Source organism: Streptomyces marianii (assembly GCF_005795905.1).
Taxonomy (GTDB): Bacteria; Actinomycetota; Actinomycetes; order Streptomycetales; family Streptomycetaceae; genus Streptomyces; species Streptomyces marianii.
In genome coordinates this window covers 1600982-1625417 of record NZ_VAWE01000001.1, presented here as the reverse complement: position 1 = coordinate 1625417, position 24436 = coordinate 1600982, and the positions used below count along the sequence as shown (strand labels likewise).

Annotated in this window: 21 protein-coding genes and 3 pseudogenes; 10 read left to right on the top strand and 14 right to left on the bottom strand. The window is 69.0% G+C overall.

Annotated elements, in window-relative coordinates; translation table 11 throughout:
• Window positions 1–369: 369 nt before the first annotated feature.
• Genes FEF34_RS07220 through FEF34_RS07210 form a run of 3 tightly spaced genes read right to left on the bottom strand, consistent with a single transcriptional unit; the run spans window position 370 to window position 2011 of the window.
• Window positions 370–798 (bottom strand): hypothetical protein, encoded by a 429-nt coding sequence (locus tag FEF34_RS07220; RefSeq protein WP_138052386.1) that lies wholly within the window; start codon window positions 796–798, stop codon window positions 370–372.
• Window positions 799–804: 6 nt separating this feature from the next.
• Entirely contained in the window at window positions 805–1179 is a 375-nt protein-coding gene (locus tag FEF34_RS07215; RefSeq protein ID WP_138052385.1) for a roadblock/LC7 domain-containing protein, read from the bottom strand.
• Between the two features lie 40 nt (window positions 1180–1219).
• Window positions 1220–2011, bottom strand: coding sequence for a MarR family transcriptional regulator (locus FEF34_RS07210; RefSeq protein WP_199800647.1), 792 nt, complete (start codon window positions 2009–2011; stop codon window positions 1220–1222).
• Between the two features lie 920 nt (window positions 2012–2931).
• Here FEF34_RS07210 and FEF34_RS07205 point away from each other — a divergent pair.
• Window positions 2932–5361, top strand: a complete 2430-nt coding sequence (locus FEF34_RS07205; RefSeq protein WP_138052383.1) for a HelD family protein — start codon at window positions 2932–2934, stop codon at window positions 5359–5361.
• A gap of 77 nt (window positions 5362–5438) precedes the next feature.
• Window positions 5439–6683, top strand: coding sequence for an MFS transporter (locus FEF34_RS07200; RefSeq protein WP_138052382.1), 1245 nt, complete (start codon window positions 5439–5441; stop codon window positions 6681–6683).
• Window positions 6684–6782: 99 nt separating this feature from the next.
• Here FEF34_RS07200 and FEF34_RS07195 read toward each other — a convergent pair whose 3' ends face one another.
• The 3 genes from FEF34_RS07195 to FEF34_RS07185 are packed head-to-tail and all read right to left on the bottom strand — an operon-like array spanning window position 6783 to window position 8661.
• Entirely contained in the window at window positions 6783–7736 is a 954-nt protein-coding gene (locus tag FEF34_RS07195) for an ATP-grasp domain-containing protein (protein ID WP_138052381.1), read from the bottom strand.
• Between the two features lie 39 nt (window positions 7737–7775).
• Window positions 7776–8192 carry an aspartate 1-decarboxylase gene (gene panD, locus FEF34_RS07190; protein WP_138052380.1) on the bottom strand — a complete coding sequence of 139 codons (417 nt, stop codon included), beginning with the start codon at window positions 8190–8192 and terminating at the stop codon, window positions 7776–7778.
• Window positions 8193–8214: 22 nt separating this feature from the next.
• Window positions 8215–8661 carry a class I SAM-dependent methyltransferase gene (locus tag FEF34_RS07185; protein ID WP_234042310.1) on the bottom strand — a complete coding sequence of 149 codons (447 nt, stop codon included), beginning with the start codon at window positions 8659–8661 and terminating at the stop codon, window positions 8215–8217.
• A gap of 56 nt (window positions 8662–8717) precedes the next feature.
• On the opposite strand from FEF34_RS07185, the gene FEF34_RS07180 reads away from it, so the two are divergent.
• Window positions 8718–9089, top strand: a complete 372-nt coding sequence (locus FEF34_RS07180) for an ISAs1 family transposase (RefSeq protein ID WP_407698344.1) — start codon at window positions 8718–8720, stop codon at window positions 9087–9089.
• A 42-nt stretch (window positions 9090–9131) separates the two neighbouring features.
• Here the strand turns inward: FEF34_RS07180 and FEF34_RS07175 are convergent, their stop codons facing one another.
• Complete coding sequence (locus FEF34_RS07175; protein ID WP_138057341.1) at window positions 9132–10868, bottom strand: IS1182 family transposase; 1737 nt, start codon at window positions 10866–10868, stop codon at window positions 9132–9134.
• A 209-nt stretch (window positions 10869–11077) separates the two neighbouring features.
• Here FEF34_RS07175 and FEF34_RS07170 point away from each other — a divergent pair.
• Together FEF34_RS07170 and FEF34_RS07165 are read left to right on the top strand one after the other, a co-directional pair.
• Window positions 11078–11790 (top strand): annotated as a pseudogene (locus tag FEF34_RS07170) (transposase family protein).
• A gap of 108 nt (window positions 11791–11898) precedes the next feature.
• Window positions 11899–12696: pseudogene (locus FEF34_RS07165) on the top strand (IS5 family transposase).
• A 106-nt stretch (window positions 12697–12802) separates the two neighbouring features.
• Here FEF34_RS07165 and FEF34_RS07160 read toward each other — a convergent pair.
• On the bottom strand, window positions 12803–13759 hold the full coding sequence (locus tag FEF34_RS07160; protein ID WP_138052378.1) for a hypothetical protein: 957 nt from the start codon (window positions 13757–13759) through the stop codon (window positions 12803–12805).
• 688 nt (window positions 13760–14447) lie between these two features.
• Between FEF34_RS07160 and FEF34_RS41085 the strand changes: the two genes are divergently transcribed.
• Window positions 14448–14606, top strand: a complete 159-nt coding sequence (locus FEF34_RS41085; protein WP_171052858.1) for a hypothetical protein — start codon at window positions 14448–14450, stop codon at window positions 14604–14606.
• A complete protein-coding gene (locus FEF34_RS43630) occupies window positions 14603–14734 on the top strand; it encodes a hypothetical protein (RefSeq protein ID WP_267905193.1) in 132 nt (43 codons plus the stop codon). Before FEF34_RS41085 ends, FEF34_RS43630 begins: the two co-directional genes overlap by 4 nt.
• A 192-nt stretch (window positions 14735–14926) precedes the next feature.
• On the opposite strand, the gene FEF34_RS07155 is transcribed toward FEF34_RS43630, so the two are convergent.
• The gene (locus tag FEF34_RS07155) at window positions 14927–16087 is read right to left on the bottom strand and encodes a magnesium and cobalt transport protein CorA (protein ID WP_138052377.1); all 1161 of its coding nucleotides are present in this window, start codon (window positions 16085–16087) and stop codon (window positions 14927–14929) included.
• Between the two features lie 268 nt (window positions 16088–16355).
• Here FEF34_RS07155 and FEF34_RS07150 point away from each other — a divergent pair, with 268 nt between their 5' ends.
• The 3 genes and pseudogenes from FEF34_RS07150 (at window position 16356) to FEF34_RS07140 (ending at window position 19488) form a co-directional block, all read left to right on the top strand.
• Window positions 16356–17519 (top strand): winged helix DNA-binding domain-containing protein, encoded by a 1164-nt coding sequence (locus tag FEF34_RS07150; protein WP_138052376.1) that lies wholly within the window; start codon window positions 16356–16358, stop codon window positions 17517–17519.
• 109 nt (window positions 17520–17628) lie between these two features.
• A pseudogene (locus FEF34_RS41080) lies at window positions 17629–17867 on the top strand (hypothetical protein); the annotation flags it as partial.
• A gap of 79 nt (window positions 17868–17946) precedes the next feature.
• Window positions 17947–19488 carry an AMP-binding protein gene (locus tag FEF34_RS07140; protein ID WP_138052375.1) on the top strand — a complete coding sequence of 514 codons (1542 nt, stop codon included), beginning with the start codon at window positions 17947–17949 and terminating at the stop codon, window positions 19486–19488.
• Window positions 19489–19837: 349 nt separating this feature from the next.
• On the opposite strand, the gene FEF34_RS07135 is transcribed toward FEF34_RS07140, so the two are convergent.
• The 5 genes from FEF34_RS07135 to FEF34_RS07120 all read right to left on the bottom strand — a co-directional run bounded on the left by FEF34_RS07135 (window position 19838) and on the right by FEF34_RS07120 (window position 24431).
• Window positions 19838–21238: a DUF6177 family protein gene (locus FEF34_RS07135; RefSeq protein ID WP_138052374.1), complete on the bottom strand. Its 1401-nt coding sequence runs from the start codon at window positions 21236–21238 to the stop codon at window positions 19838–19840.
• Entirely contained in the window at window positions 21235–21390 is a 156-nt protein-coding gene (locus tag FEF34_RS42660) for a hypothetical protein (protein WP_234042308.1), read from the bottom strand. Before FEF34_RS42660 ends, FEF34_RS07135 begins: the two co-directional genes overlap by 4 nt.
• Before the next feature lie 420 nt (window positions 21391–21810).
• A complete protein-coding gene (eccCb, locus tag FEF34_RS42655) occupies window positions 21811–22971 on the bottom strand; it encodes a type VII secretion protein EccCb (RefSeq protein ID WP_267905286.1) in 1161 nt (386 codons plus the stop codon).
• Window positions 22972–23168: 197 nt separating this feature from the next.
• Window positions 23169–23501 carry a hypothetical protein gene (locus FEF34_RS42650; protein ID WP_234042307.1) on the bottom strand — a complete coding sequence of 111 codons (333 nt, stop codon included), beginning with the start codon at window positions 23499–23501 and terminating at the stop codon, window positions 23169–23171.
• Window positions 23502–23561: 60 nt separating this feature from the next.
• Window positions 23562–24431 (bottom strand): immunity 49 family protein, encoded by an 870-nt coding sequence (locus FEF34_RS07120; protein ID WP_138052373.1) that lies wholly within the window; start codon window positions 24429–24431, stop codon window positions 23562–23564.
• Between the last annotated feature and the right edge of the window lie 5 nt (window positions 24432–24436).

Below are 24436 nucleotides of genomic sequence, written 5' to 3'. Positions count from 1 at the left end.
CGGCCCCGGTGCGTTCGGTCTCCGCGGGCCCTCGCGGCGGCCGGGACGCCGGAACCACGTCCGGGAGAGCTGCGGTCGGCAGGCTGCCGGCTTCGGAGGGCGGACCGTCCGCGCTCCGCGTCGCGGTGCGCGTCCCGGGTGCGACGTTTCGACGACGAGTTGTACACCGGTCAGGCCGCGGGCGACGAGGGAGCGGAGGAAGGTGAGCCGGCCGGCGCCCTCCTCGGCCGCCGCCCGGCGGGAAGCCGGTCCTTCGGGGCGGGCGCCGAACGCCGGCAGCGGACCCGTGGGCCGTCACCGGCGCCAAAGGGCTGTCCAAGCAGACGGCAGTGACGATCCGGAGGCCGGGCCCCCGGATCCTCCCGGGGCTCAGATCCCGCCGTATTCCTTCATCACGCGCCTGGCCTGGGCGAAGAGCATGCCCACGTTCACCGACTTGCGGCACACCGCCACCGCGACGACGTCCTGACTGTCGTTCATCCGGATGAACAAGTGGGTCAGATTCTCACTGTTCACCAGGATCTCCTGGAAATAGTGCTGATCATTCTGAACCCCCCGCCGCTCCTTGAACACGTCCTCGATCATCAGCACCGTGCGCCCCTGGAACAGGTCCAGAGTCGCTCCCGCAAGCAGGTCCAGGACCTCTGTGGGGTGTGTGTCGACGGTCTCGTAGGACAGGAGCATGCCCGTCGCCATGTCGACGACACCGGCCGCGACACAGTCGGGAGTCTCGGACCTCAGTGCCTTCACCAGAGCCATGATCTGGTCCGAGAACCCCGTGATGCGCTTCGTGGCCATGTTTCGTCAGTTCCCTTCGGAGAGGATGGCTCCGATGCGCTTCAGCATCGGCTGGGACTCCAGGTGCAGTTGCTCGACGGCGAGTCCTTCGTCACCGAGGACCACCATCAGGGCCGTGTCACCCACCGGGTAGACCGCGGCGCAGCCCCTGCTTCCACAAGCCACCGTGCGCCGCAGAGGACCGCGGCCGGTGGCCGCTGCCGTACGCTGGGCGATACCCATACTGGCCGCGGCGAGCGCGGCGAGTTCGTTGGGTTCGATACCGTCCTCCGTGTCGGCCGCGATGAGTATTCCGTCCACCGCGGCGATCACCGTGTCGGTAATTCCTGATATCTGGTCACGAAGTCCTTTCATCTCACCGGCCAACGCCTCGTGATCCATTCATATACCTCCTCGCGCGTGTGCATGATTCCCCGGGGCTTCAGGAGTCGGCGACCCTGAATTCCGCTTCCCGGGTACGGCTCCTGAACCGAAAGAGCCCTTTCCAGCTCGCTGCGGATTCCTCCGCGACGAGAGTCTTCGACCTGAACCCACTGGCTCCGGGGGTGCGGCGGGGGAGGGCCTCAACGCCGTGCACGACGTTCCCGGGGGCGGCCGCACTGCGTGGCACCGGGGCGCGCTCCGCCCAGACCTTGGGCACGCCGATCGCCTCCGCACCGTGCGTGGCCCGCTCCAGCAGCCCCTCACCGAGCATGCGGGACACCTCGACGGTCACGCCGTAAACGCCGCGGCCGAGCGCGAAGGCGATGTCCCGTGGGGTGCGCCGGCCGTCGGCGAGGAAGAGGATCTCCCGCCTGTGCGGCGCCAGTTCCTCCGCCGCGCCGCTGACACCGTGCCCGGCGACCACCCGCTCGCGGTCGGGCAGGACGGCGCAGGGCAGCGCGGCGAGTCCTGCGAGCTTCCTGGCGGCGGTGTCCAGCAGCCGCAGTGGATCCTCGCCGCGCGCTACCGGGACCTCCGGGCCGTCGTGGGCCGCGGCGCAGTCGGTCATGTCTCCCGCGACGACGGCGAATACCGCGTCCTGCAGTGCCATCGCGATGACGACCTGAAGCTCGGCCGCGCCTATGTGCCCGCGGGCGATGAGTCCGGCATCCGGGTTCTCCGGGGCGGTCCGCGAGGGGAACAGCTCTGCCCAGCCCGCCTCGCTCACCCGGCCGGAGCGCAGCAGGAGTGCCTCGACCCCGGGGGCTCCCGGACTCTCGACCGCGACCACGCTTCCTTGCTGTAGATGGAACACCCCGCCGGGCCGGCCGCGCACCCGAAGAGCCGTGGTGGTTCTGTCGGTCCGGCACTGGGCCAGGGCGAGTGAGAGCACACCGTGTCCGGCCCGGTGAAGGGATTCGCGATTGTCCGACACCACACCTCTTCGACCCGGCAGCCGCTCGTGCGCAACACGTGTGAAATTCGCACGAGTTCCTGACGCATGACACCAACGGGTTATGTGTATCAGTCGGGAAGTCCATTCCCAGCCCGGTGACGCAATGTGACAGAAGCTGCAAACTTCTACTGATCACGGACGTTCCATTAGCGGAGTTTCGATCGACTACTTGCGGTTGCCGCCGTGGGAGACACTCCATGGAGACCGCTGGACGACGAGGGGCCGGGGGCTGACCCGAAGGTGCGTTCGTTCCTGTCTCCGCAGGAGGGGGAGGACGGCGTCGCGAGGGATGCCGGTTCTGAGGGGATTGACATGTCCTGATCTCGTCGAAACCTGCTATAGTTCCTCGCAGTCCACGATCTTTGGACTAGTTGCTCAAGGTGCAGCGAGGGGCATGACCACCCTGTCCGCCCGAGTGTCGGCGGATACGCGGGGAGCCCGCACATCGCGCTCCTGCTCCGGTCTGCTCCAGATCCGTGCTCCCGGGTACCCCCGCTGACGGGTACACCCCGGCAGACAACAGCGCCGACGCGCACCAGCACAACGACCTCCTCCCCTGAGCAAGGGGAACCGCGGTCTTCTTCGGTCGACGTCTGACCCCGCCGTTGGCGGGGCCAGACGTCGACCGTTTTCACGATCGTCACCGACCGTATGCCGGTGACGAGGAACCACCTGTCCCGACCGCAGCCTCACTGCGGCACGCCAGGCCGACGGGCGCCACGGCGCACGCCGGTCCCTTTGCCATGGAGTCCTCTATGACGTCTTCTTCGCTGGAGCGACCAGCCCAGCAAGCGGATAGGGAACGCGAACAGGATCGCCTGGACCTGCTCCACCAGCAGGTGGGGGTCCTGCGTGAGCACATCGCCCGGGAACTGCGCATCGTGCTACGCGAGTCCACCGGCACCGCTCAGGGGCAGGTGGAGCGCGGGGCCACGGCAGAACGGCTCACCCGGCGACTGGCCGCGCTGGACGCCGCCGAGAACGGCCTCTGCTTCGGTCGGCTCGACCGAATGACCGGCGACCGGCTCTACATCGGCCGGATCGGCGTACCCGGTGCCGAGCCGGACGACGACCCTCTTCTCATCGACTGGCGCGCCCCTGCCGCCCGGCCGTTCTACACCGCCACCGCGGCGGCTCCCCAAGGCGTACGGCTGCGCCGCCACCTGCACACGCGGAACCGCCGCGTACTGCGCGTGGACGACGAGTTGTTCGCCGACGTGTCGACCGTCCCCGACGACATCCAGCTCTCCGGTGAAGCCGCGCTGCTGGCCGCCCTGCGGCAGAGCAAGACGGGCCGGATGCAGGACGCCGTCGCCACCCTCCAGGCCGAGCAGGACCGCATCGTTCGCTCGCCGCACGCGGGTGTCATGGTCGTCCAGGGCAGTCCGGGCACCGGAAAGACCGTCGTGGCCCTGCACCGCGCCGCCTACCTGCTCTACACCCACCAGCGCCTGGAGCGGAGCGGTGTCCTGGTCGTAGGTCCCAACTCCGTCTTCCTCGACTACATCGGCCAGGTCCTGCCCGGCCTCGGCGAGACCAGTGTGCTGCTGTCGTCCGTCGGTGGGCTGTACCCCGGCGTCCTGGCGCGTGCCGAGGACCACCCCGGCGCCGCCGAGATCAAGGGCCGCCTGGTCATGGCCGATGTCCTGGAGACAGCCGTACGGGCCCGGCAGGCGGCCGTCACGGGCCCCGTCGACGTGGCGATCGGTGGTGAGCTCATCCGGCTGACGCGCAGGTTCCTGGCCGACGCGGCGGCCCGGGCCACCGAGGGCGGGGTCCAGCACAACCTCGCCCGCCCCGCGTTCCGTGAGGCCGTCTTCGACGAACTGGCCGGCCGGCTCGCCCGTGTAATCGGCGACATCGAAGCCGGCTTCGAAGAGGTCCTGGCCGACCAGGTCGACGTCGAAGCCCTGGAACGCGCCGTGGGAAAGGATCTGGCCAGTGTGTTCGGGGAAGACGTGTCCGTTTACGACATCCGGGCACAGGAGCCCATCGAGTTCGCCGAGCGCAAGGCCGACTGGCTGGACAAGCTGCCCCACGACCCGGTGGCCCGCAAGCTGATGGACTCACTGTGGCCCGTCCTCACTCCGGAAGGACTGCTGACCGAGCTGTTCACCGACCCCGACCGCCTTGCCGAAGCGGCCCCGCAGCTCACCGAGGCCGAGCGGGCGCTGCTGCTGCGTGAGCCGACGGCGCCCTGGACCCTCTCCGACGTGTCCCTCCTCGATGAGGCGGCCGAACTGCTCGGCTTCGACGACCGTGCCGAGACCGAGCGGGCGGCGGCCCGGCGGGCCGCCCAGCGCGACTACGCCCAAGGCGTCCTGGACATCGCGCGCGCCTCTCACGGTGAGGACGGGACCGCGGGCGCAGGCGCGCAGCTGAACGCCGCCGACCTGGTCACCGCCGAACAGCTTGCCGAATGGCACGGGGCGGCCGATCTGCGCACCGTCGCGGAGCGGGCGGCGGCCGACCGGTCCTGGGTCTTCGGCCACGTCATCGCCGACGAGGCGCAGGATGTGTCGCCGATGACGTGGCGCCTGCTGGTTCGCCGCTGCCCCACCCGCTCCTTCACCATCGTCGGGGATGCCGCGCAGTCCAGCGACGCCGCCGGCTCGACATCCTGGCAGCAGGCCCTCGAACCGTTCTTCGGGACGCGCTGGCGGCGGGAGGATCTCACGGTCAACTACCGCACCCCCGCCGAGATCGTGTCAGCCTCCAGACCGGTACTCGAGGCAATCGCCGCGGACCTCGCACCGGCACGTGCGGTACGCGACGGAGCGGCACCGCCGCGGTGCGAACGCACCACCACCCAAGAGTTCCCGGCCCGACTCGCCGCGGTCGCGGCCGAGGCGGCGCGGGGCGGCGAGGGCGGCCGTGTTGCCGTGATCGTTCCCTCCGCCACGCTGGAACGGCTCGCCACCGCCGTCGCCGCAGAGATCCCCGGCACCTCCTGGGGCGCGGACGCCGACCTCGAACAGGGCGTCGTCGTCCTGAACGTTCGGCAGGTCAAGGGGCTGGAGTTCGACTCCGTCGTGGTGGCAGATCCCCAGGGAATCCTGGACGGCTCCGCGCGAGGCCTCAGCGACCTCTACGTGGCGCTGACCCGGGCCGGTCAGAGCCTGCACGTGCTGCACCCGGGGCCCCTGCCGGACGTGCTCAGGCACCTTGCGCAGGAGGCAACGTGACCAGCTGACGCAAGCCGACCCGACCGGTTCTCACGATCGCACGATTTCGCCACTGCAGGAATGAAACACATAACGAGATGTCGACTTCACAGACTGTTCCCCTCCGCCGCGTCGCTGGATTTCGAAACTTCTGGCTTTCCCGTGCTGTTTCCGGCCTCGGGTCCGCCGTCACCACCGTCGTGCTCCCCGTCCTGGTCTTCGAGGAAAGCAGATCGCCCCTGCTGGTCGCCCTCGTCGCAGCCGCTGGAACGCTGCCCTACCTGGCCTTCGGCCTGATCGCGGGCGCGGTCGCGGACCGTGTGGACCGGCGCACCCTGATGATCGCGGCTGACTGGCTCAACGCTCTGTGCCTGGGCTCCATACCGTTGGCCTGGGCCATGGGAGTGCTGACGGCGGGGCATGTCGTCGTGGTGGCGTTCCTGTCGTCCACGCTCGCCCTCTTCTTCGACGCGGGCGTCTACGGGTTCGTCCCGGACATCGTCGGCAAGGACAGCCTGGCCCGCGCCAACAGTGCGATCTACGGTGCGGAGACCGTCGTCCGCATCGCCGGAAACGCTCTCGCGGGCGGCCTCATCATGCTCTTCCGCCCCGCCGGTACGCTCGCGCTCGACGCCCTGACCTTCGTCGTCTCGGCGCTCTTCATCAGGGCGGTCACCGGTGTCCCGCGCAGGTCCGCGCCCTCGGACGCCAAGAGGCCGGGTTTCAAGGAATCCATCGGCCAAGGCCTCCGCTTCCTGGCCGGTCACCCCACACTGCGGATCATGACCGTGGTCGGCACCCTCCAGTCGTTCTCCGGCGGCGCGATCGTCGGTCAGCTGGTCGTCTTCGCCGACCGGGGGCTGGGCATCCACGGCTCGGACGGGCGGATCGGCCTGCTCTACATGGCCTGGAGCGCCGGAGGCATCGGCGGGTCGCTGCTGCTGCCTCGGCTTCGGCGCCGCTTCGACGCCTTCCCCCTGCTGCTGTGGGTGCTGCCGGTCGGGGCGCTCCTCGGCCTCGTCGTCGTGCTCACCTCCGACTGGCGGGTCGCGCTGGTGGCCCTGACGGTGTGGGGAACGGCCTACCTCATCGTCTTGGTGAACACGATGACCTACTCCCAGGAGGTGACGCCGGCCGAACTTCAGGGCCGGGTCAACACCACCCGCCGGATGCTGTCCTCGGGTCTGGGCGTGCCGCTCGGCGCGCTGGTGGCCAGCAGCATCACCGTGTCCGTCGGCATCAAGGCCGGGATGGCCACGGCCGTCATCGCGATCGCTCTCGCCGCCGTGGTCGTCTGGGCGGTACGCCTGGGCGGGCTTGTGAGCCCCGCTCCGAAGGCGTAGACCAGCAGCGGAGAACGGTCCGCGCCGCCCTGCTCACCGGCAGGTGCGGCGCGGACCGTGTGGGGCCCTGTCATACGCTGCCAGGGGGAACGCCTCTGCTCAACGGCGGGCTACCTCCGCGTCCAGTCGCCCACGGATCCAGCCGAAGAAGGCGTCGGCGACCTTGCCGAGTTCCGGCTCCGGCATCATGGTGAAGCCGCCATGGGCCGTGCTCCACTCGTTGAGCACGGGACCGGAGTCGGTCATCAGCCAGTCGACGCACATCCATTCGGCTCGCAGGTCCTGTGCCATACGACTGCAGAAGTCAGCGACCTGCAGGTGGTCCTGGTTCACCTCTATGGTCCCTCCCTGGCTGACGCTCGCCAGGTAGCCCCCGGGGCGGGGGCGGCGGGTCAGAGAGGACACGACCTTGCCGTCGGCGACGAACACACGCATGTCGCCGTAGTGCGGGATCAGCGGCTGCACGATGTATCCGGCCCCGGTTTGGGCGACGATGTCGATCGTCGCCGCCAGCTGCTGATCGGAGTCGACCCGCAGCACGCCGTAACCGCCGGTCATCTCGCGCGGCTTGACGATGTAGGGGCCGTCGCCGAGTTCACGCCGCACTTCGGCGATCGCCCGGCGGGCGTACTTGCCGGACGGCACCGTGATGGTTCCCGTGGTCGGGATGCCCAGCGCGCCGGCGTGCTGGAGTTGTGCGAGCTTGTCACGCTCCAGGTAGTCGGGGCCGTCGAACGAGCGGTTGAGCAGGACCGAACTGCTGGCCTGGACGGTGCGGTAGATGGCGCGCAGCGCCTGGCCGCCCTGTGGTTGGGTGGCCATGTCTTCGACGATGTAGCACTGCCGCTGCTCCAGCAGGTCCTCGCCGCGGTAGCGCAGGACTGGCCTGCCCACGGAGGACGGCACCAGCTCCGCTGCTCTGATCACCCGGAAGTCAAGGCCGCGGGGCCGGGAAAGCACCGAGTAGCGCTGCGTGATGCTGCGCTCGAATGCCTCCACCTCTGTCGGATCCGCGTCCTCGGACTCGTATATCCACGTGATCATAGGGTTCATGTGCCGTATGTCCTTCCCTCGTTGGTAATCGGCCGACCGCTACGAGGACACCCGGCTGCCGGACCGCAGGCCGAAGCCGTCCGGAACGTCTGCGGGTTCGTGACCCTGGCTCACCACCCTGTTGTGCTCGTCCACGAAGACCACCCGAGGCCTGAGAGTCCGGGCCTCGTCCTCCGCCACCATCCCGTAGGCGATGAGGATGACCAGATCTCCGGGACTGATCAGGCGGGCGGCAGCGCCGTTGATGCCTATGACCCCGGAATCGCGGGGACCTTCGATGACGTATGTGGTGAGCCGCGCGCCGTTGTCGATGTCCACGATGTCGACCTGCTCGCCGGGGAGCAGGTCGGCCGCCTCCATCAGGTCGGCGCTCACGGTGACCGAACCGACGTAGTGAAGGTCCGCCTGGGTCACGGTCGCCCGGTGGATCTTGGACTTCATCATGGAACGCAACATGGTGCCGTCTCTCCTTGCGGTGTCATGAAGTGTGCTTGCATTGGTCGTCGTGCGCGGGCAGCCGGGACCACAGGAAGTAGTAGTCCTCGTAGCCGGCCCCGCACTCGAAGGCTCCGACGACCTCCAGGCCGGACTCCTCGGCCATCTCTGTGAAGTCCTCCGGGGCGGAGAACCGGTGGTTCTCTTGGATGACGACGGAGCCGCCGGGCCGTAGCCGCTGCGCTGCCTTGGCGTAGAAGCTGCGGTGAATGGCCCAGTCGGTGTCTTTCCAGATGAGCGGGGAGTGGCTGCGCTGGTAGTCCGAGGCGGCCGCGACCGCGTTGACGTGCGGCGGGTTGCCCACCATCAGATCCCAGCGCAGGTCATCGGGCACCTGGCTGAACCCGTCGGACAGGTGGAAGCGGACCTTTCCGTGGAGGCCGTTCGCTTCGATGGTCCGCCCCACGGCGGCCCCGGCATCGGGGTTCACGTCGCCCAGGTCCAGCGTGTCGCAGAGGCCGGCTGCCAGCAGGGAGAAGCCGATGAATCCGGGTCGAGTTCACGGCCGCTGCGCAGGTCGCCCAACTGCGGCGCACCGTCACCAGGAAGGGCAAACGGACCGTCGAGATCGTCTACCTGATCACCAGCGCGGACGCCCGCACCGCACCGCCCGCCATCCTGGCCGCATGGGTGCAGTCACACTGGGAGATCGAGAACCGCCTGCACTGGGTCCGCGACGTCACCTTCGACGAAGACCGCTCCCAGATCCGCACCGGCAACGCACCCCGCATCACGGCCACCCTGCGCAACACCGTGACCACCCTGCTCCGCCTGGCCGGACACCACAACATCGCCGCCGCCCTACGCCATCACGCCCGCGACACCGGCCGCCCCATCAACCTGCTCCTGACAGCATGATCAACGACTTTGCCGGAGCCCTGGACTCTGTTGCTGAATCCTTCAGCCGGCGAGTTGGTGGCTGAGGCGCTGCAGTCGGCTGGTGCGGGGCTTGCGTAGTGGGTTGGTGGTCCACCAGGCGTCGAGGCGGACGATGTTGAGGGCGGTGGCGGAGAAGGCGTGTTGGAGGGTGACTTTCGGTAGCCCGCGGTAGCGGGCCTGGCGGATGCCGGTGACGTCGAGGGCCTGGTTGACGGTGCTCTCGATGCCGGCGCGGAGGGCGTACTTGGCCCTCCAGGACTCGGTGTCCTGTTCGGTTCTGGCTGTGGTGGTGCGTTCGTGGAGTTCACGGGGACGCAGGGTGAGCATGCGGGTACCGCGGACCGAGCTGGTGCAGTTGGTCCGGGAGGGACAGGGACGGCAGTCGGCTCGGGCGAATTCGATCACGATGGCGTCTCGTCGGTGCTGGGTGACCGGGTACCAGCCGGCGCTGGTGGCCCCCTGGGGACAGTGGACCTGGCGGGCCTTCCAGTCGACGCGGAAGGCGCTCTTGGCGAAGCCCTCGGCGGCCTTGGCCTGCGGGGAGTGGTCGGCCAGGAGCGGGGTGACCATGCCGATGCCCCGGCCCGCCGCTTCCACGACCAGGTCGACGGAGGGGTATCCGGAGTCGAGGTAGTGCTCGCCCGGTGCGACCTGCCGCTCGGCCAGGTTCTGCTGGATGGGCGCGGTGGCCTTGACGTCCGGAACGGTCGCCTCGGTGGTGTGGACATCCGTGATCAGCCGTAATGGAAGCCTCACGGCTTCGGCTTCGGCTTCGGCTTCGGCTTCGGCTTCGGCTTCGGCTTCGGCTTCGGGGAGGGTGTCGCAGGTCTCGGTGAGGTGGACCTTGTATCCGAGCCAGAACAGGTCGTCGCCCTTGGCCGACCAGCGGGCGTCGGGGTCGTACGGGGAGGCCAGGCGGATATGGCCGGGCGGGACCCCGCTGTCGTCGGCGTCCCGCTTCTTGATCACCTCCCGTCCCCGGCCATCGGTACGGATGATGTAGGTCTGCACCATGACCTGCCGCAGGAGGGCCACCGCCTCGATCTCGCGGACCCACACCGGCGCGGTATCGGACCAGGCCGCCCGGCACAGGACCAGCGCGTCCTGGCCGAAGACCTGGGCAAGCCGGTCCCGCTTGGTCTTCGAGCCCGGCATCGTCCAGCCATCCACGCGCGGCCCGTAGCGTTCGGCGAACTCGGCGACGTCGATCACGCCGGCCAGCCAGGACGGCGCCGCCACCGCCAGCGCCTCCAGAGCGGCCCGCACACTCTCCCCGGCCAGCTCGGTCCGGTTCAGGTCACGGACCGCGCTGATCACATGGGTGGAGTCCGTGCGCTGCTTGCCACCGGCCTTGATCAGCCCGGCCTCGCGGCAGTGCTCGACGAGCCTGTCGAAGAGTGTCCGCTCCAGGCCGTGCCCGACCAGCCGGGCACGGAACTTCGACAGCGCGGAGAAGTCGAAGCCTGCATCGGAGAGCTCCGCGCCCAGCGCGTATTTCCACGACAGGCGATCCCGCGACGCGTCCGCCGCCTGCCGGTCGGTCAGGTTCTCCGTGAACTGCAGCACCGTCACCAGCGCGAGCAGGGCCGGAGACTGGGCGGGAGCCCCACGATCGGGAAACGCATCGGTGAACAACGCGTCGTCGAAAACCTCGGCAAGGTGGTCACGCACGCGCATGGGCAGGCTCCCACCAGGGAAGGCCGCACGGGCCGTTCTGGCCGTCTGTTCAGGAATGGACGGCAATCCCCCCGGCCGCATGGACACCGCGCCAACCCCCTGCGGCCGGAGCAGACAGAACGACCGCACCAACGATCATGCCGACCTGCCCGTGCCTCTGCAGGCAATTCAGCAACAGAGTCGCCCTGGAGCCCCACCGAAGCGTGACTTGGTGGGGCTCCCAGCGGTTTGACGGCAACGCTGACGGGCAACGTCAGCGGACGACGGCCGCGGCGGGTGGGGGGTTGCGGATGCGGCAGTTTGAACGTCTGTTGAAGGTGGTGCAGCGGGGCGAAAAAACCGTCCCGGTGGCGGCCGGCCGTGGTGCCTGCCGCTGGCGGACCGGGTCCTGCTGGTGGCCGTCTACTACCGCACGAACCTCACGATGCGGCAGCTCGCGCCGCTGTTCAGGATCTCGTCGGCGACGGTGTGCTGGGTCATCCAGCGGCTGCGGCCCCTGCTCGCCCTCGAGCTGGCCGCTCGCCCCGCCGACGCCGCGGATCGGTTCTGGATCGTGGACGGCACCTTGGTTCCCGTCCGCGACCGTAAGGTCGGAGCCTCCTCGCGCAACTACCGGTTCTCGGCAAACGTGCAGGTCATCATCGACGCCGACACGAAACTCGTGGTTGCCGCGGCCCGGCCGGCGCCCGGCACCACCTCCGATGCGAAGGCGTGGCGGGATTCCGGCCTGGCCGAGCAGTGTGAAGGCATCACCGTCCTGGGCGACGGTGCGTACATCAACACCGGACTCGTCGTCCCGCACCGCAAACGCCCCGGCGGGCCGCTCCTGGCCAGCGAGGAGGAAGACAACGCCGAGCACCGCAGGGTCCGCGCCCGTGTCGAGCACGCCTTCGCCCGCATGAAGCACTACAAGATCCTCCGGGACTGGCGGCGGCACGGCGACGGTCTCCACCATGCAGTCCGCGCCGTCGCCCACACGCACAACCTCATCCTGGCCGCATGAACAGAACTGTCGGAACCAGGCCCTGACCTGCCAGATCACAGCCTTCTGCAACACGCTTTAGAATTCATCTCATTTGGTTGGCTCGGTAAACTTCGGGTCGTGACGGAGATCGTTGAGCGGCTGGTGCCGGACGAGTTGTGGGAGCTGTTCCAGCGGGTGGTGCCAGAGGCGTCGTCGCGGCCTCAGGGTGGTGGCCGGCCGGCACGGTGACCGGGAGGTGCTGGCTGCGATCGTGTTCGTGGCCACATTGGGCTGCACGTGGCAGCAGTTGCCGTCCGCGTCGTTCGGGCCGTCGGGGGCGACGGCTCACCGCCGCTTTTCCGAGTGGACGAAGGCCAGGGTGTGGGCGAAACTCCACCGCCTGGTCCTCGACGAGCTCGGCTCCCGCGGTGAGTTGGACTGGTCCCGCTGCGCGATCGACTCGGTGAACATGCGGGCCCTGAAAAGGGGGACCTGACGGGTCCGAATCCTGTGGACCGGGGCAAGTACGGCTCGAAGATCCACTTGATCACCGAACGGACCGGTCTGCCCCTGTCTATCGGAATCTCGGGGGCGAACCTGCACGACAGCCAGGCTCTGATCCCCCTGGTGAAGGGCATACCACCGATCCGCTCCCGCCGAGGGCGTCGGCGACGCAGGCCGGACAAGCTGCACGCCGACAAAGGCTACGACTACTCCCACCTGCGGCGATGGTTACGCGCGCGCGGCATCACGCACCGCATTGCCCGCAAGGGGATCGAGTCTTCGCAGCGGCTGGGCCGCCACCGTTGGACCGTTGAGCGCACCATGGCCTGGCTCGCCACCTGCCGACGCCTCCACCGACGCTACGAACGCAAAGCCGAGCACTTCCTTGCCTTCACCAGCATCGCCTGCACCCTCATCTGCTACCGCAGGTTCGCCAAATGAGATGACTTCTTAGTCGGCCTGCTTGGTCAACTAGAGCGCTCGGCAGTACTGCGGTGAAAAGTTGCGCCGCGGTGCGGCCTTGGAGGGATCGGGTCCGGGCAGGTTGTCAGGTCTGGGTGGGTATAGAGCAGTTGCTAGAGTTTGCCTGGATGTCCTTGCTGGTGTCGTAGGGATCCACAGGGGCCCACTTCGGTGCCTTGGCCGCCTCCTGAGAGAAGAGCGGGTGGATGAACCCGTCTTTCGGCTCCCGGCAGTCGTCATTGCCGATCTGCCGCACATACTCGCGTGGATTGAGCTTCCCGTCTCTTGACACGAGGGTCAGCTGGCGCCGCACGATCACCCGGGCCACTTCCTCGGCCCCCGGCACCACTTCCAGACCGCCCTTGGCCTTCACGACCGGGTACACGAAGGTGTAGTCGGCGTGCACCAGAAGCTCCCCCGAGGCGGAGACCTCGTACGTCATCGTTCCCCGCGTCTTGATGACGTCCCCGTGGACGCGAACCTCCTGGGGGTCGAAGCGGGTGAACATCTGAAGCGGGCTGTGGCCGTCGCGCGGGTGCTGGAAGGTGTCCTCCAGCTCGCTCTTGTCGTGATCGTGCGGATCTAGCAGGTTCAGCGCCCGCGTGGGACTCAGTCCCTGCAGCGTGCCAGCCGTGAGGTTGGCCTCGACCAGCAGTTCCTTGGTATTGCGCAGCGCGTCGCCTACCTGCGACGGAGTCAGCCCGCCGACGGCGTTCGCCTCCGGGAGTACGATCCCGTCGGCTCCGTTCGACCAGCTGGCCGCGGGTGAACCCCGGAACGGAAGCCTGACTGTGGCTGGCCACTTGTCGGGCCACATGGCCTCGTCCAGCATCAATGGCGCGTACGGCTCGCTCTCCGGCCGCTCCCCGGCGGTGGCCCCGGCCAGCCAGGCCCCGAAGCCGCCGAGCACCAGGGCGGCGGCGCCAGCCAAGAGCATCGCCTTGCGCCGCCGATGCTCCCCGTCGCGACGCAGGGCCTCCTTGCGTCCCAAGTCCTGCCGCTCCGCACGCAGCCGGGCGACGAAATCCGCCGGTTCCGACATGGTGTTCCCTCCCCTTTTTGGTTCCGTCTGGTTCCGTCAGGTGCGGGTGACCGGACGGCAGCTCTCTGTGGCGGGCTCGGGCGGGCGCCGGATCATGCGCCGACGTGGCGCGGCCGCCGCCGAGTAGCCCTCGCGGCGCGGCCGTTCGGTCACCATGTGCGCACGCGCGGACGGTTCCTTGTGCTGCTCCGGCCCTTCCAGCTCCGCTGCCCTGATGACCCCCGCCCGCTCCTCGCCCAGACCATCGGCTGCGTGCCGTTGATTCCCACCCCGCACACCCCAGCATCATGACACTGCCGTAACACCGCGGTACCGAGCGGAGAGTTTCACAGGTCGTGGAAGCTGTGAAGAGCAGGTCACGGTACTTGATCATCTCGTGATCCGGGCGAGGTGCGCGGCGCAGCACACGGCTCCGGTCCGTCGCGAGCTTGCGCAGGCGGCGGTGGTCGGTGCCGTAGGCGGTGAACATGTTGGTGACGCCGACCCAGTTGCTGATCCAGCTGTCGTGGTGTCGCCGTTGCTCCAGGCGGGGCCGGTGCTGGTTGGGGCTGGCCCGTCAACCGGGCATCGCGGTCAGCAAGAACATCCTCCACATTCAGCTTCGCCTCGGTGCCGCGCACGATGATCGAGATCACCCGGCACGGAGGGCACGCTGTCGCTGCCGGACCCGAACGCCTTCCACGGACCAGTGTTGGTACGCGGGTTCGAGGACAAGGGCTGGCGGGAACTGCCGGTCGTGGGCAGCAAGGCCGGGCGCGGCCTTGGGGTACTCGACATGGCACGGGCCATCCGCGCGACGAAGCCCACCGGACAACGGGCGAACTGGCCCAGCACGTCCTGGAGATGATGACCGCGATCACGATGTCCGCCGAGATGCACGAGACGGTCCAACTGGAGCCAGCGTCCGTCGCGGTACGACCGCTGCCCCTCGACTGGAACCCGACGGCGCTGACACTGGGCTGTAGCCGGTGGTGAAGGCAGGGTGTTGGCGCCGCAGTAGATTCAACGGCTCCGTATAGGTGACGGATCCAGCGGTTGCCGTTCTGAAGGGAGAAGAGATCACAGAGCGCTGATTCTCCCCAGCCACTCCCCAGCGGACATGGAGCGCCACAACAAGGCGTGTGCAATCGCAAATTCAATGACGTTGATGGTGTCAGGGGTGGCAGCCTATAGCCAGTCTCGGCGTTTGAAGATGACGTACAAACTCGCGCATACAACCGCCATTAGGGCAATGGCGAAGGGGTATCCGAAGCTCCAGTGCAGCTCCGGCATGGTCTCGAAGTTCATGCCGTAGATCGTTCCCACCAGCGTGGGTGCGAAGAGGATGGCCGCCCAGGCCGAGATCTTCTTGATCTCCTCGTTCTGCTCGAAGCCCGCCTCCGCCAGCGCCCGCATCTCCGCGTTCTGCTGCTGCGTCACCAGCGTCGCGTTGACCGTCAGGATGTCCGCCAGGGCCTGGCGGAACCCGTCGACGCGCTCGCTGATGTGGGTGACGTGGTCGGCGACGTCGCGGAGGTAGCGCTGGAGTTCCTCGTCCGTACCGTACTTGGCGAAACCCGCCATCAGGCCGTGCAGCATGCCGACCAGCGGCCGGGTCGCGCGCTGGAACTCGACCATCTCGCGGGACAGTTCGTAGATGCGGCGGGACACAGCGGGGTCGCCGCCGAAGACTTCCGTCTCGATCTCGTCGATGTCGTTCTGCACACCGGTGACGACGGGCGCGTACCCGTCCACGACCGCGTCGAGTATGGCGTACAGCACCGCCTCGGGGCCGAGGGCGAGCAGTTCGGGGTCGGCCTCCATGCGGCGGCGGACCGCCGACAGGTCCGGCGCCGCCCCGTGCCGGACCGTGATCACGAAGTCTCGGCCGACGAAGACGTGCAGTTCGCCGAAGTCGACCTCTTCCAGGGCGTCGAGGTAGCGGGCGGCGCGCAGGACGACGAAGAGGGTCTCCCCGTACCGTTCCAGCTTGGGCCGCTGGTGGGCCTCCATGGCGTCCTCGACGGCCAGCTCGTGCAGGTCGAACTCCTCGGCCAGCGCCCGCAGTTCCGCATCGGTCGGTCGGTGGAGGCCGATCCAGGCCATCCCGGCCGGGTCGTCCCTCAACAGTCGGAAGGTCTCGGCGAGCGACGAGGGTGACGACACCCGGCGTCCGTCACGGTAGAGCACGGCCTGGACGATGCTGCGCCGGTCCTGCTCCTCGCGCGCCCGTTCGGCCGGCGCCGGCGCCGAGGGCTCCGGGGGCTTCGGCGGGGCAGCGGCGGGGGAGGCCCGGCGGCGCCACGACTGCCGCTTCGAGGCCGGGGCGGAACGGGCTCGTCGGGGCATCCCGGGTCACCTCCCGTGCGAGCGAGGCGCACGCTGCGCTTCTGCGTACCCGCCCCTCTACCCGCGTTCACGCCGTGTACATGCGTTCCTGACCGGCACGGGCAGGATATCCGGGCTCACCGGCGGCGGCATGGCGGACCGCCGGTGAGCCCGCGCCCGGGGAGCTGCGGCGGGCCCCCATTCGGCCGGGCCGAGAGATCGCGCTCGTCGGCACCCAGGATCGTCATCGCGGACGCACGGTGACCGCAAGGCCGAGTAGCGTCCCGGTATGGCCCCGAAGACACCGCCCGTGCTCGGCCCCCGCGCCCTCGGCCGCGCCACCCTGGACCGCCAGCTGCTGCTGCGCCGCGACCCGGGGGAGCGGATGACCGCCGAGGTGGCCGTGGAGCATCTGATCGGCCTCCAGGCGCAGAACGTCGGACCCCCGTACCACGCCCTCGCCGCCCGGCTGCACGGCTTCCGCCCGCAGGAGCTGTCGGAGCTCATGGCGTCCCGCGCCGTCGCCCGCATGGTCACGATGCGTTCCACCCTCCACACCCACGGTGCGCACGACTGCCTCACCCTGCGGCCCTTCGCGCAGCCGGGCGGCCCCGAGCGGGAACTGCGGATGTTCACGAGGCGTCTCGGCGGTATCGATCCGGATCGGCTCGCCGCCGTGGGCAGGGAACTGCTGGAGGAACGGCCCAGGCCGGTCGGGGAACTCCGCGACGCGCTGCTCGCGCGGTGGCCGGACGCCGATCCGCTCGCGCTCACCACGGCCGTGCGCTGCATGCTGCCGCTGGTGCAGACGACCCCGCGCGGGCTGTGGGGCAGGAGCGGACAGGTCACGCTCACCACCGCGGAGCAGTGGTTCGGCCTGCCCGTCGGCCCCGCTCCCGAGCCCGAGTCGGTCGTACGGCGTTATCTCGCCGCCTTCGGACCCGCCTCCGTCAGGGACATGCAGACCTGGTCCGGTCTGACGCGGCTGAAGGGGGCGTTCGAGCGCCTGCGCCCCGAACTTGTGGCCTTCCACGACGACAAGGGCGTCGAACTCTTCGACCTCCCGGAAGGCCCCCGGCCCGACCCGGACACCCCCGCGCCGCCGCGTCTGCTTCCCGAGTTCGACAACCTCCTGCTCTCGCACGCGGACCGCTCCCGCTTCGTCCCGCCGGACTTCAGGGATCGTTTGTGGAAGGGGAACCAGGCCCGCAGTGTCCTCCTCGTCGACGGTCGCGCGGCCGGGATCTGGCGGACCTGCGGGCGGGGTGGGAGCGGCGGACGGAAGCGGGACCGTGATGCGGAGGAGGCCGGCGCCGTGACGCTCACCGTGCGGAGTTTCGTCCGCCTCACGGCGGCGCAGCGCACGGCCGTGGCCGAGGAGGCGGGGCGCCTGCTGGCGATCGTCGCTCCGGGAGCCGACCACGACGTGCGCTTCGGGGAGTTGACGGACTGAGACACCGGGACCGGTTGACGTCACCCGGGCGGTGCGGCGGGTCACCCCGGCCACCGTGACGTCACCACCCTCCGAGTGGGGAAGGCGGACGGGTGCCACACGGAGGGCCCTCGACCCCGTCAGCGGAAAGCCCGGCGCGGACGAGGGGGGATCGCCCTGGACCTGTCAACCGACCCGGTTGGGGCCTCCGACCGCATGGCCGAGGTGATGGCCGGCGGGTACTCCCGCACCGGCGACAACGGTGCGCGCGACCCCGACGGTGACATCACCTACGTCGGCCGCACCGACGACGTCTTCAAGACACCAAGATCAGTGGGCATTGCTTTTCGATCGCGGATCGCGGCGTGATGGAGGATGGGCGGCGATCGGCCCTGGCTGTAACAGTCCCAGACAAGCAGCAAGTCATATAGGGGAGAGCTGAAGAGCGATGCGTGTACCGATGACCGTCAACGACTTCCTCGACCGTGCGGAGCTGGGCTTCAGGGACTGCATCGGCGTGGTCGACGAGCCGGATCAACCCGCACCGCCGGTGCCGATGACGACATACGGGCGGTTGGGCGACCGCGTACGGGCCTGGCAGGCAGGGCTCGACCCGCTCGGCGTCGGTGAAGGGGAGCGGGTGGCGGTGGTCAGCCACAACTCCGCCCGCTTGCTGGAGCTGCTGTTCGCGGTGACGATGAGCGGCCGGATCTGTGTGCCGGTGAACTTCCGGCTCAAGCCGGACGAGGTCGAATACGTGGTGCAGCAGAGCGGGGCCTCGGTGTTGCTGGTCGACCCCGAGCTGGACGACGCTCTGACGAGTGTGAAGGCCCGTCACCGCTTCGTCCTCGGCGAGCAGACGGAGTCCGAGTTGATGAGGTTCGGTGTGGAGCCGCGACCGTGGTCGAGCCCGGACGAGGAGGCCACGGCGACGATCAACTACACGTCGGGAACCACCGCGCGCCCCAAGGGGGTTCAGCTCACCCACCGCAACATCTGGGTCAACGGCCTGACCTTCGGCCTGCACACCCGCGTCTGGGAACGCGACGTCTACATGCACACGCTCCCGATGTTCCACTGCAACGGCTGGGGGATGCCGTTCGTGATGGCGGGACTCGGCGTCAAGCAGGTCGTGCTCCGCAAGGTCGACGGTGCGGAGATCCTGCGTCGGGTCGAAGAGCATGGTGTCACGCTCATGTGCGGTGCGCCGGCGGTGTGGAACGCGGTGCTGGATGCGGCGGCCACGTGGGAGGGCGATATCCCGGGCCGGGATCAGGTGCGGATCGTGTGTGCGGGGGCGCCGCCACCGAGCAGGATGATCCGGCGGGTGAGTGAGGAGCTGGGCTGGGAGTTCACGCAGATCTACGGTCTGACCGAGACGTCGCCGCTGCTGACGTTCAACCGGACGCGGCCGGCGGATGCGAAGCTGCCGGCTGAGGAGCGGGCGCGCAAGCTGTCCCGTGCGGGGCTGCCGGCGCTCGGGGTCAAGCTGCAGGTCTCTGCGTCCGGAGAGGTCCTGGCCAGGTCGAACGTCGTGCTCGACGGGTACTGGGACAAGCCGGAGGAGACCGAGGCGGCACTCGAGGGCGGCTGGTTCCACACCGGCGACGGCGGCACCGTCGACGAGGCGGACGGTCACCTGACGATCTCCGACCGCAAGAAGGACGTGATCATCACGGGCGGCGAGAACGTGTCGTCGATCGAGGTGGAGGACACGATCTTCAGTCACCCGGAGGTGGCGGAGGTGGCGGTGATCGGGGTGCCGGACGAGAAGTGGGGCGAGACGATCAAGGCGCTGGTGGTGCCGGCCGAGGGCGCGGCGGTGAGCGAGGCCGAGATCATCGCGCACTGCAAGGAGCGGATGACGGGATACAAAGCGCCGACGAGCGTGGAGTTCCGGGATGCCATCCCGCGGACGGCGACGGGGAAGATCCAGAAGTTCAAGCTGCGGGAGCCGTACTGGGCGGATCGTGACCGGGGCGTCAACTGACCCTCCCCGTGCGCGCTGATGATGCTGCACTGAGCCCGGCGGACAGCCGACTCGTCTGCCATTGGGGGCCCTGACCGTGGGAACGACCGCGTCAGGGCCCCGACCCTGGGCAAGCCCGCGTTGTCGATGGCGGCTGGGAGGCTGGGAGGCACGGACAGGGATGAGGAGTTGTTGCGCGGGCGGGGTCCCCGGCAAGGGCCACGACGATCCCGGTCGCGTCCCCGAGCTACCGAGAGGCCCTGCCTTCATGCGCGTACCACCGGAAGACCACCCATCCAGGACCCCTGTTCGCCCCACACGTTCCAAGATCAGTTGAGATACGGCTTCTCACGCCGACGCCCTGGGCTGCTCATGCTCTTCTCAGGTGCCGGTTGAGTTGCTGGAGCGTGGTCCAGGCATGGGCGTCGGTGCCGTCGCCGAGCGGGTAGTGGAGGGATGGCTCGCCGACGGGGCCGAGTCGGACGGGGGTGAGGTTGAGGGGTGGGTGGAGGGCGTGGGTGAGGCCGATGTCCTTGATCGCTTCGGTGCCCAGCGTGAAGGAGACGGGAATGGGGGGAGTTTCGAAGTGCGGGGGCACGGTCAGGTCTTGGCGGGCGGCCCGGAGTGAGGTGAGCATGGTGGACAGGCCGTGCTCTGTGGTCAGGGCCTTGGCGAGGGGCTCGAGCGTGTCGAGGGGTGGCGTCTCGTCTTGGCCGTAGCCGAGGGTGAGGGTGATGTCTTCCTCGATGCCGGCGAGGGTGCGGGTGACGCTGATGGTGGCCAGGGCTGGGTGGTCGGGGTGGCCGATGGCGATCAGCCAGGTCGGCCGGGGGGCCCGGTTGCGGGCGAGGTCGGTCAGCTGGCGGGTGGACCAGGGGAGGTTGACGGGTTCGGCGGTGCTCCAGCCGGCGGGTGGAGCACCGGTGAGGGTTTGCCAGGCGGTTTCCAGGGCGCGGCCGAGGATGAGGTCTTCGTCGGCGGGGTGCCGGGTGTGCAGGGAGAGGATGAGCTGGCGTTCGCCGGTGCTGGTGGCGGTCTTGAAGGTTTCGGCGACGCAGGCCGAGTCGTTCTCGTCGAGGGTGGTCGTGAAGGTGCCGCCGTGCCAGTGCAGTGCGGCGCCGGAGAGGCCGTCGTAGTAGCCGTAGTCGGGGTCGTGGATGACCCAGCGGTTGGGGTGGCCGCGTAGCGCGGTACGGGTGGGCAGGGTGAGGCGGGTGGTCGGTGGTGTGACGATCTGCAGGGCGCGTTCGTTGCCGGTGGTTGCGCGCAGGGCGTCGGAGAGCCAGCTGGTCATGGCGACGACGGGTCGGTCTTGGATGACCACGGCCGTCTTGGCGGTGAGGACGTCCACAGCCGGGGCTGACGTGGGCGGGGCGGGGATCGCGGTGATGTCGGAGTTGAGTGGGACGACGTCGGTGGAGGCAGCTTCCGGGGGCCAGACCGATCCGTTGAGGACGGTGGCGAGGCGTCCGGCGAAGGAGCCCGCCAGCTGCCCGCCCTCCGCGACGGCGGTGGAGGCGCGGGCCTCGGTCCACCAGACCGGGCTGTCCGGGAGGCCGGGGCCGAGGAGGCGGGTCGTTTCGCCGGGTATCTGGATGAGGAGGGGGGCTTCGACGGAGACCAGGGGACGGCCGTCGGGGGCGCAGAGCTGGATGACGGCGCCGTCGGCCAGGGTGTTCACGCCGAGGTCGGGGCCGCCTGCGTAGAGGCCAGCGAGAAGCGTGCGCAGGTCCGGCATCTTCGGTGTGAGGGCGATGACGTCCTTGGTCACGACTGCTCGGTCTCTTCTTCTGCTGCGTCTGCGAGGGCGGTCTGGATGAGCTGGTGGGGGCGGCCGCGGCGGACCAGGGTGCCGCGGCCGGGTGGCTGCGTGGAGGCGTAGAGGCCGGGGAAGAGCTGGCCTTCGGTGCGGTCGCCGGTCATGACGAGGGCTGCGGTGCCGGTTTCGCGCAGGGTGGTCAGCAGTGGTTCGTACAGGGCGCGGGAGGATCCGGCGACGCGGCGGGTGATGACGAAGTGCAGGCCGATGTCCTGGGCCGAGGAGACGTACGGCAGGAACGGGGCCAGGGGCTGCTGGCCTGCGGTGGTGAGGATGTCGTAGTCGTCGACGAGGATGACGATCCGCGGGCCGGTGAAGGCGGGTTCGGTGGTGAGCGCGTCCGGGTCCGCCGTCTCGGGCAGGCGTTTCTCCAGTTCGGTGGCGATGCCGCTGGCCAGAGCGGTGGCCAGATTCGCGTTGTGGGCGTAGCCGCCGCGGTAGGGTTCGGGAACGGCGCCGCGCAGGCCTCGGCGTGGGTCGAAGATGCCGAAGACCAGCTGGTCGTCCGCGTAGCGAGCGGTGAGCTAGGCGGCGATGAGCTTCAGCAGGTTGGTCTTGCCGCACTCGTTGTCGCCCAGGATCAGCAGGTGCTGCTCGGTCTCGAACAGGTCCAGCAGGACGGGGGCGAGCGTGTCCTGGTCCACGCCGATGGGGGTTTTCTTGGGCTCTGTGGTCAGGGGCGGGAGTTTCGCCGCGGGGAGCCGTGTGGGGAGTACCCGGATCGGGGCGGCAAGGTCGCCGTGCCAGCTGGCGCGGATCGTGCGGGCGGTCCGCTCGAGGGTGGCTGCGAGGTCGCCTGTGTGCGGATTGCTGTCGATGCGGGGCAGTGCGACCTGTGCGAAGAGCTTGGTGTCGGTCAGGACTCGGCCGGGGGTGTCTGCGGAGAGGGTCTCGGACAGTTTGCGGTCGATGGACGAGTCGGCCGGGTCGTTGAGGCGGAGTTCGACGCGGGTGCCGAACATGGACTGGGTGGCGATGCGGACGTCGTTCCAGCGCAGCATGGCGGAGACGATGTGGATCCCGTACCCGCCGCCGCGCTTGAGCAGGTCGGCTACGGCGTCGTCGAGGTCGGCGAACTCGTCGCGCAGGGCGCCGAATCCGTCGATGAGTAGCACGATGTCGGTGGAGCCGAGCTGCGGCAGCCGGCCCTTGGCACGCAGGTGGCGCAGCTGGTCCACGGAGTCGATGCCGTGTTCGCGGAAGAGTTCCTCGCGCTCGGCCAGCATGGCGCGTACCTCGGCCACTGTGCGGGCGGCTCGTTCGTGGTCGGCGCGCCCGGCGATCCCGCCGACGTTCGGTAGCCCGGCCAGGGCGGACAGTCCGCCACCGACCAGGTCCAGGCCGTAGACGGCGACGTCGTACGGGGTGTGTGTGAGGGCCAGGGAGAGGGCGAGGGTGCGCAGCAGGGTGGTCTTGCCGGACTGGGGGCCGCCGATGACGGCCGTGTGGCCGCCCGCGACGGTGAGATCGAGCAGCCATGGCTGCTGCCACTGTTTTGCCGGGTCGTCCAGGATGCCCAGGGGGATGCGCATCGGGGCGTCGCGGCGGGTGAGACGGAGGCCTTTGGTGTCGGCCTGGAGAGGCCCGGCGGCGGTGTCGAGGGTGACGGTGTTCGGCAGGGGCGGTAGCCAGATGCGGCGCACGGGAGGGGCGGCGGTGGCGAGTTGGCCGACCATCACGGACATGACGGTGGGCCCGGTCTCCCGTTTGGTGGCGGCGGGTTCCTCTGGTGCGTCCGTCTGTGGCGCGTCGAGTGTGTTGAACGTCGGGTAGGGCCAGGCGAGTGGTTCGCTGTCCTTGTCTTCCTTGCGGAGTGTGGGACCGCGGTAGGCGCCGGAGACGTACCCTGCCTTGAAGCGCTCGTACGTCGAGGTGTCGACCTTCAGGTAGCCGAAGCCCGGCAGCGGCGGCAGGTGGAAGGCGTCCGTGCTGTCCAGTACGGTGCGTGATTCGTCGGCGGAGAAGGTGCGAAGACCCAGTCGGTACGAGAGGTACGTGTCCAGGCCCTTGAGCTTGCCGCCCTCGATACGAACGACCAGCCCACGCATCCGGCACACAGAACGGCCGCGATCACCACCCCGGCGAACACCTTCCCCAACCGCTCGTCCAGCGACCGCCGCTGCCGCTGGGCGCCGAACACCAGGGCATCCCGCAACCGACGGCGCCGTACCGACACCGACTCCAGCAGTTGACTGTCGTAATCCTGGGCAGCCACAGCTACCTGTCACCTGCCTTGTAGGGAATGCCTTTTGTCACGATGAAGCCCAGCTTGCGCTCAGGTGTCGACCTCGCCGGCCCAGCCGAATTCCAGAAGCTCCTTGGGCAGGTACTCGGATTCGACCTCGATGGGCATGTCGGCGTCGCGGGCCATGCAGGCGATGGCGAGTGGGCCGAGGGCGACCAGGCCGTCGCTGCTCATGGCGCGTGACTCATTACCGGACCAGTACTCCTTGTGCCAGGTGAGAGCGTCGACCATGGCCGCGTTGAACTGTGCGGCGTCCCGGCGCAGGTAGCGGTGGAAGAGCTCGAGCGGCGGATACAGGATCTTCAGCATTAGCTCCTTGTCGGCGACCCGCGCGACCTCGGGGTCGGTGCCGTTCACCGCGGTGACCAGCTTGTCCCACGTGTCCTCGCGGCCGAACCAGAAGCTCTGCAGGGTCTCCACCCACGCATAGACGTACTCGTCGAACACAGCGCCCGACTCGCGGAGAAACGAGACAGGTACCCGCGCCAACTCCTCCGCGCGTTGATTCTCCCGGCAGATCGCGGCCAGATAGAACGAAGTGATCCAGGCTCCTGCGTGCAGGTAGGGCTGAGGCCCGGTCGCAGGGAGATCCCTCACCTCGCCGCCTACCTCGATACGGCACGGCACGGGACCCTCGGCTGCGGTGGCCGAGGCGAACAGGGCGGAGCCGACCTGCATGGCCGTGACCCACGCCTCCCAGGTATCGAACTTTGTTGCGGTGGGGTCCACGGCGCAGTGTGACTGCGCCAGGGTCAGGCTCGTATCGAGGGCCTGAGCCCGTCCGATGTCGTCCGGCTCTTCAAGCTCTCCGAGTACCCAGCTCGCGGTCTCCTTGAGCACCGCCAGGCCCTCTGCCGCGCTGTCCGTGGGGTAGTCGTGGCGGGGGATGCTCGTGACCACTTGCC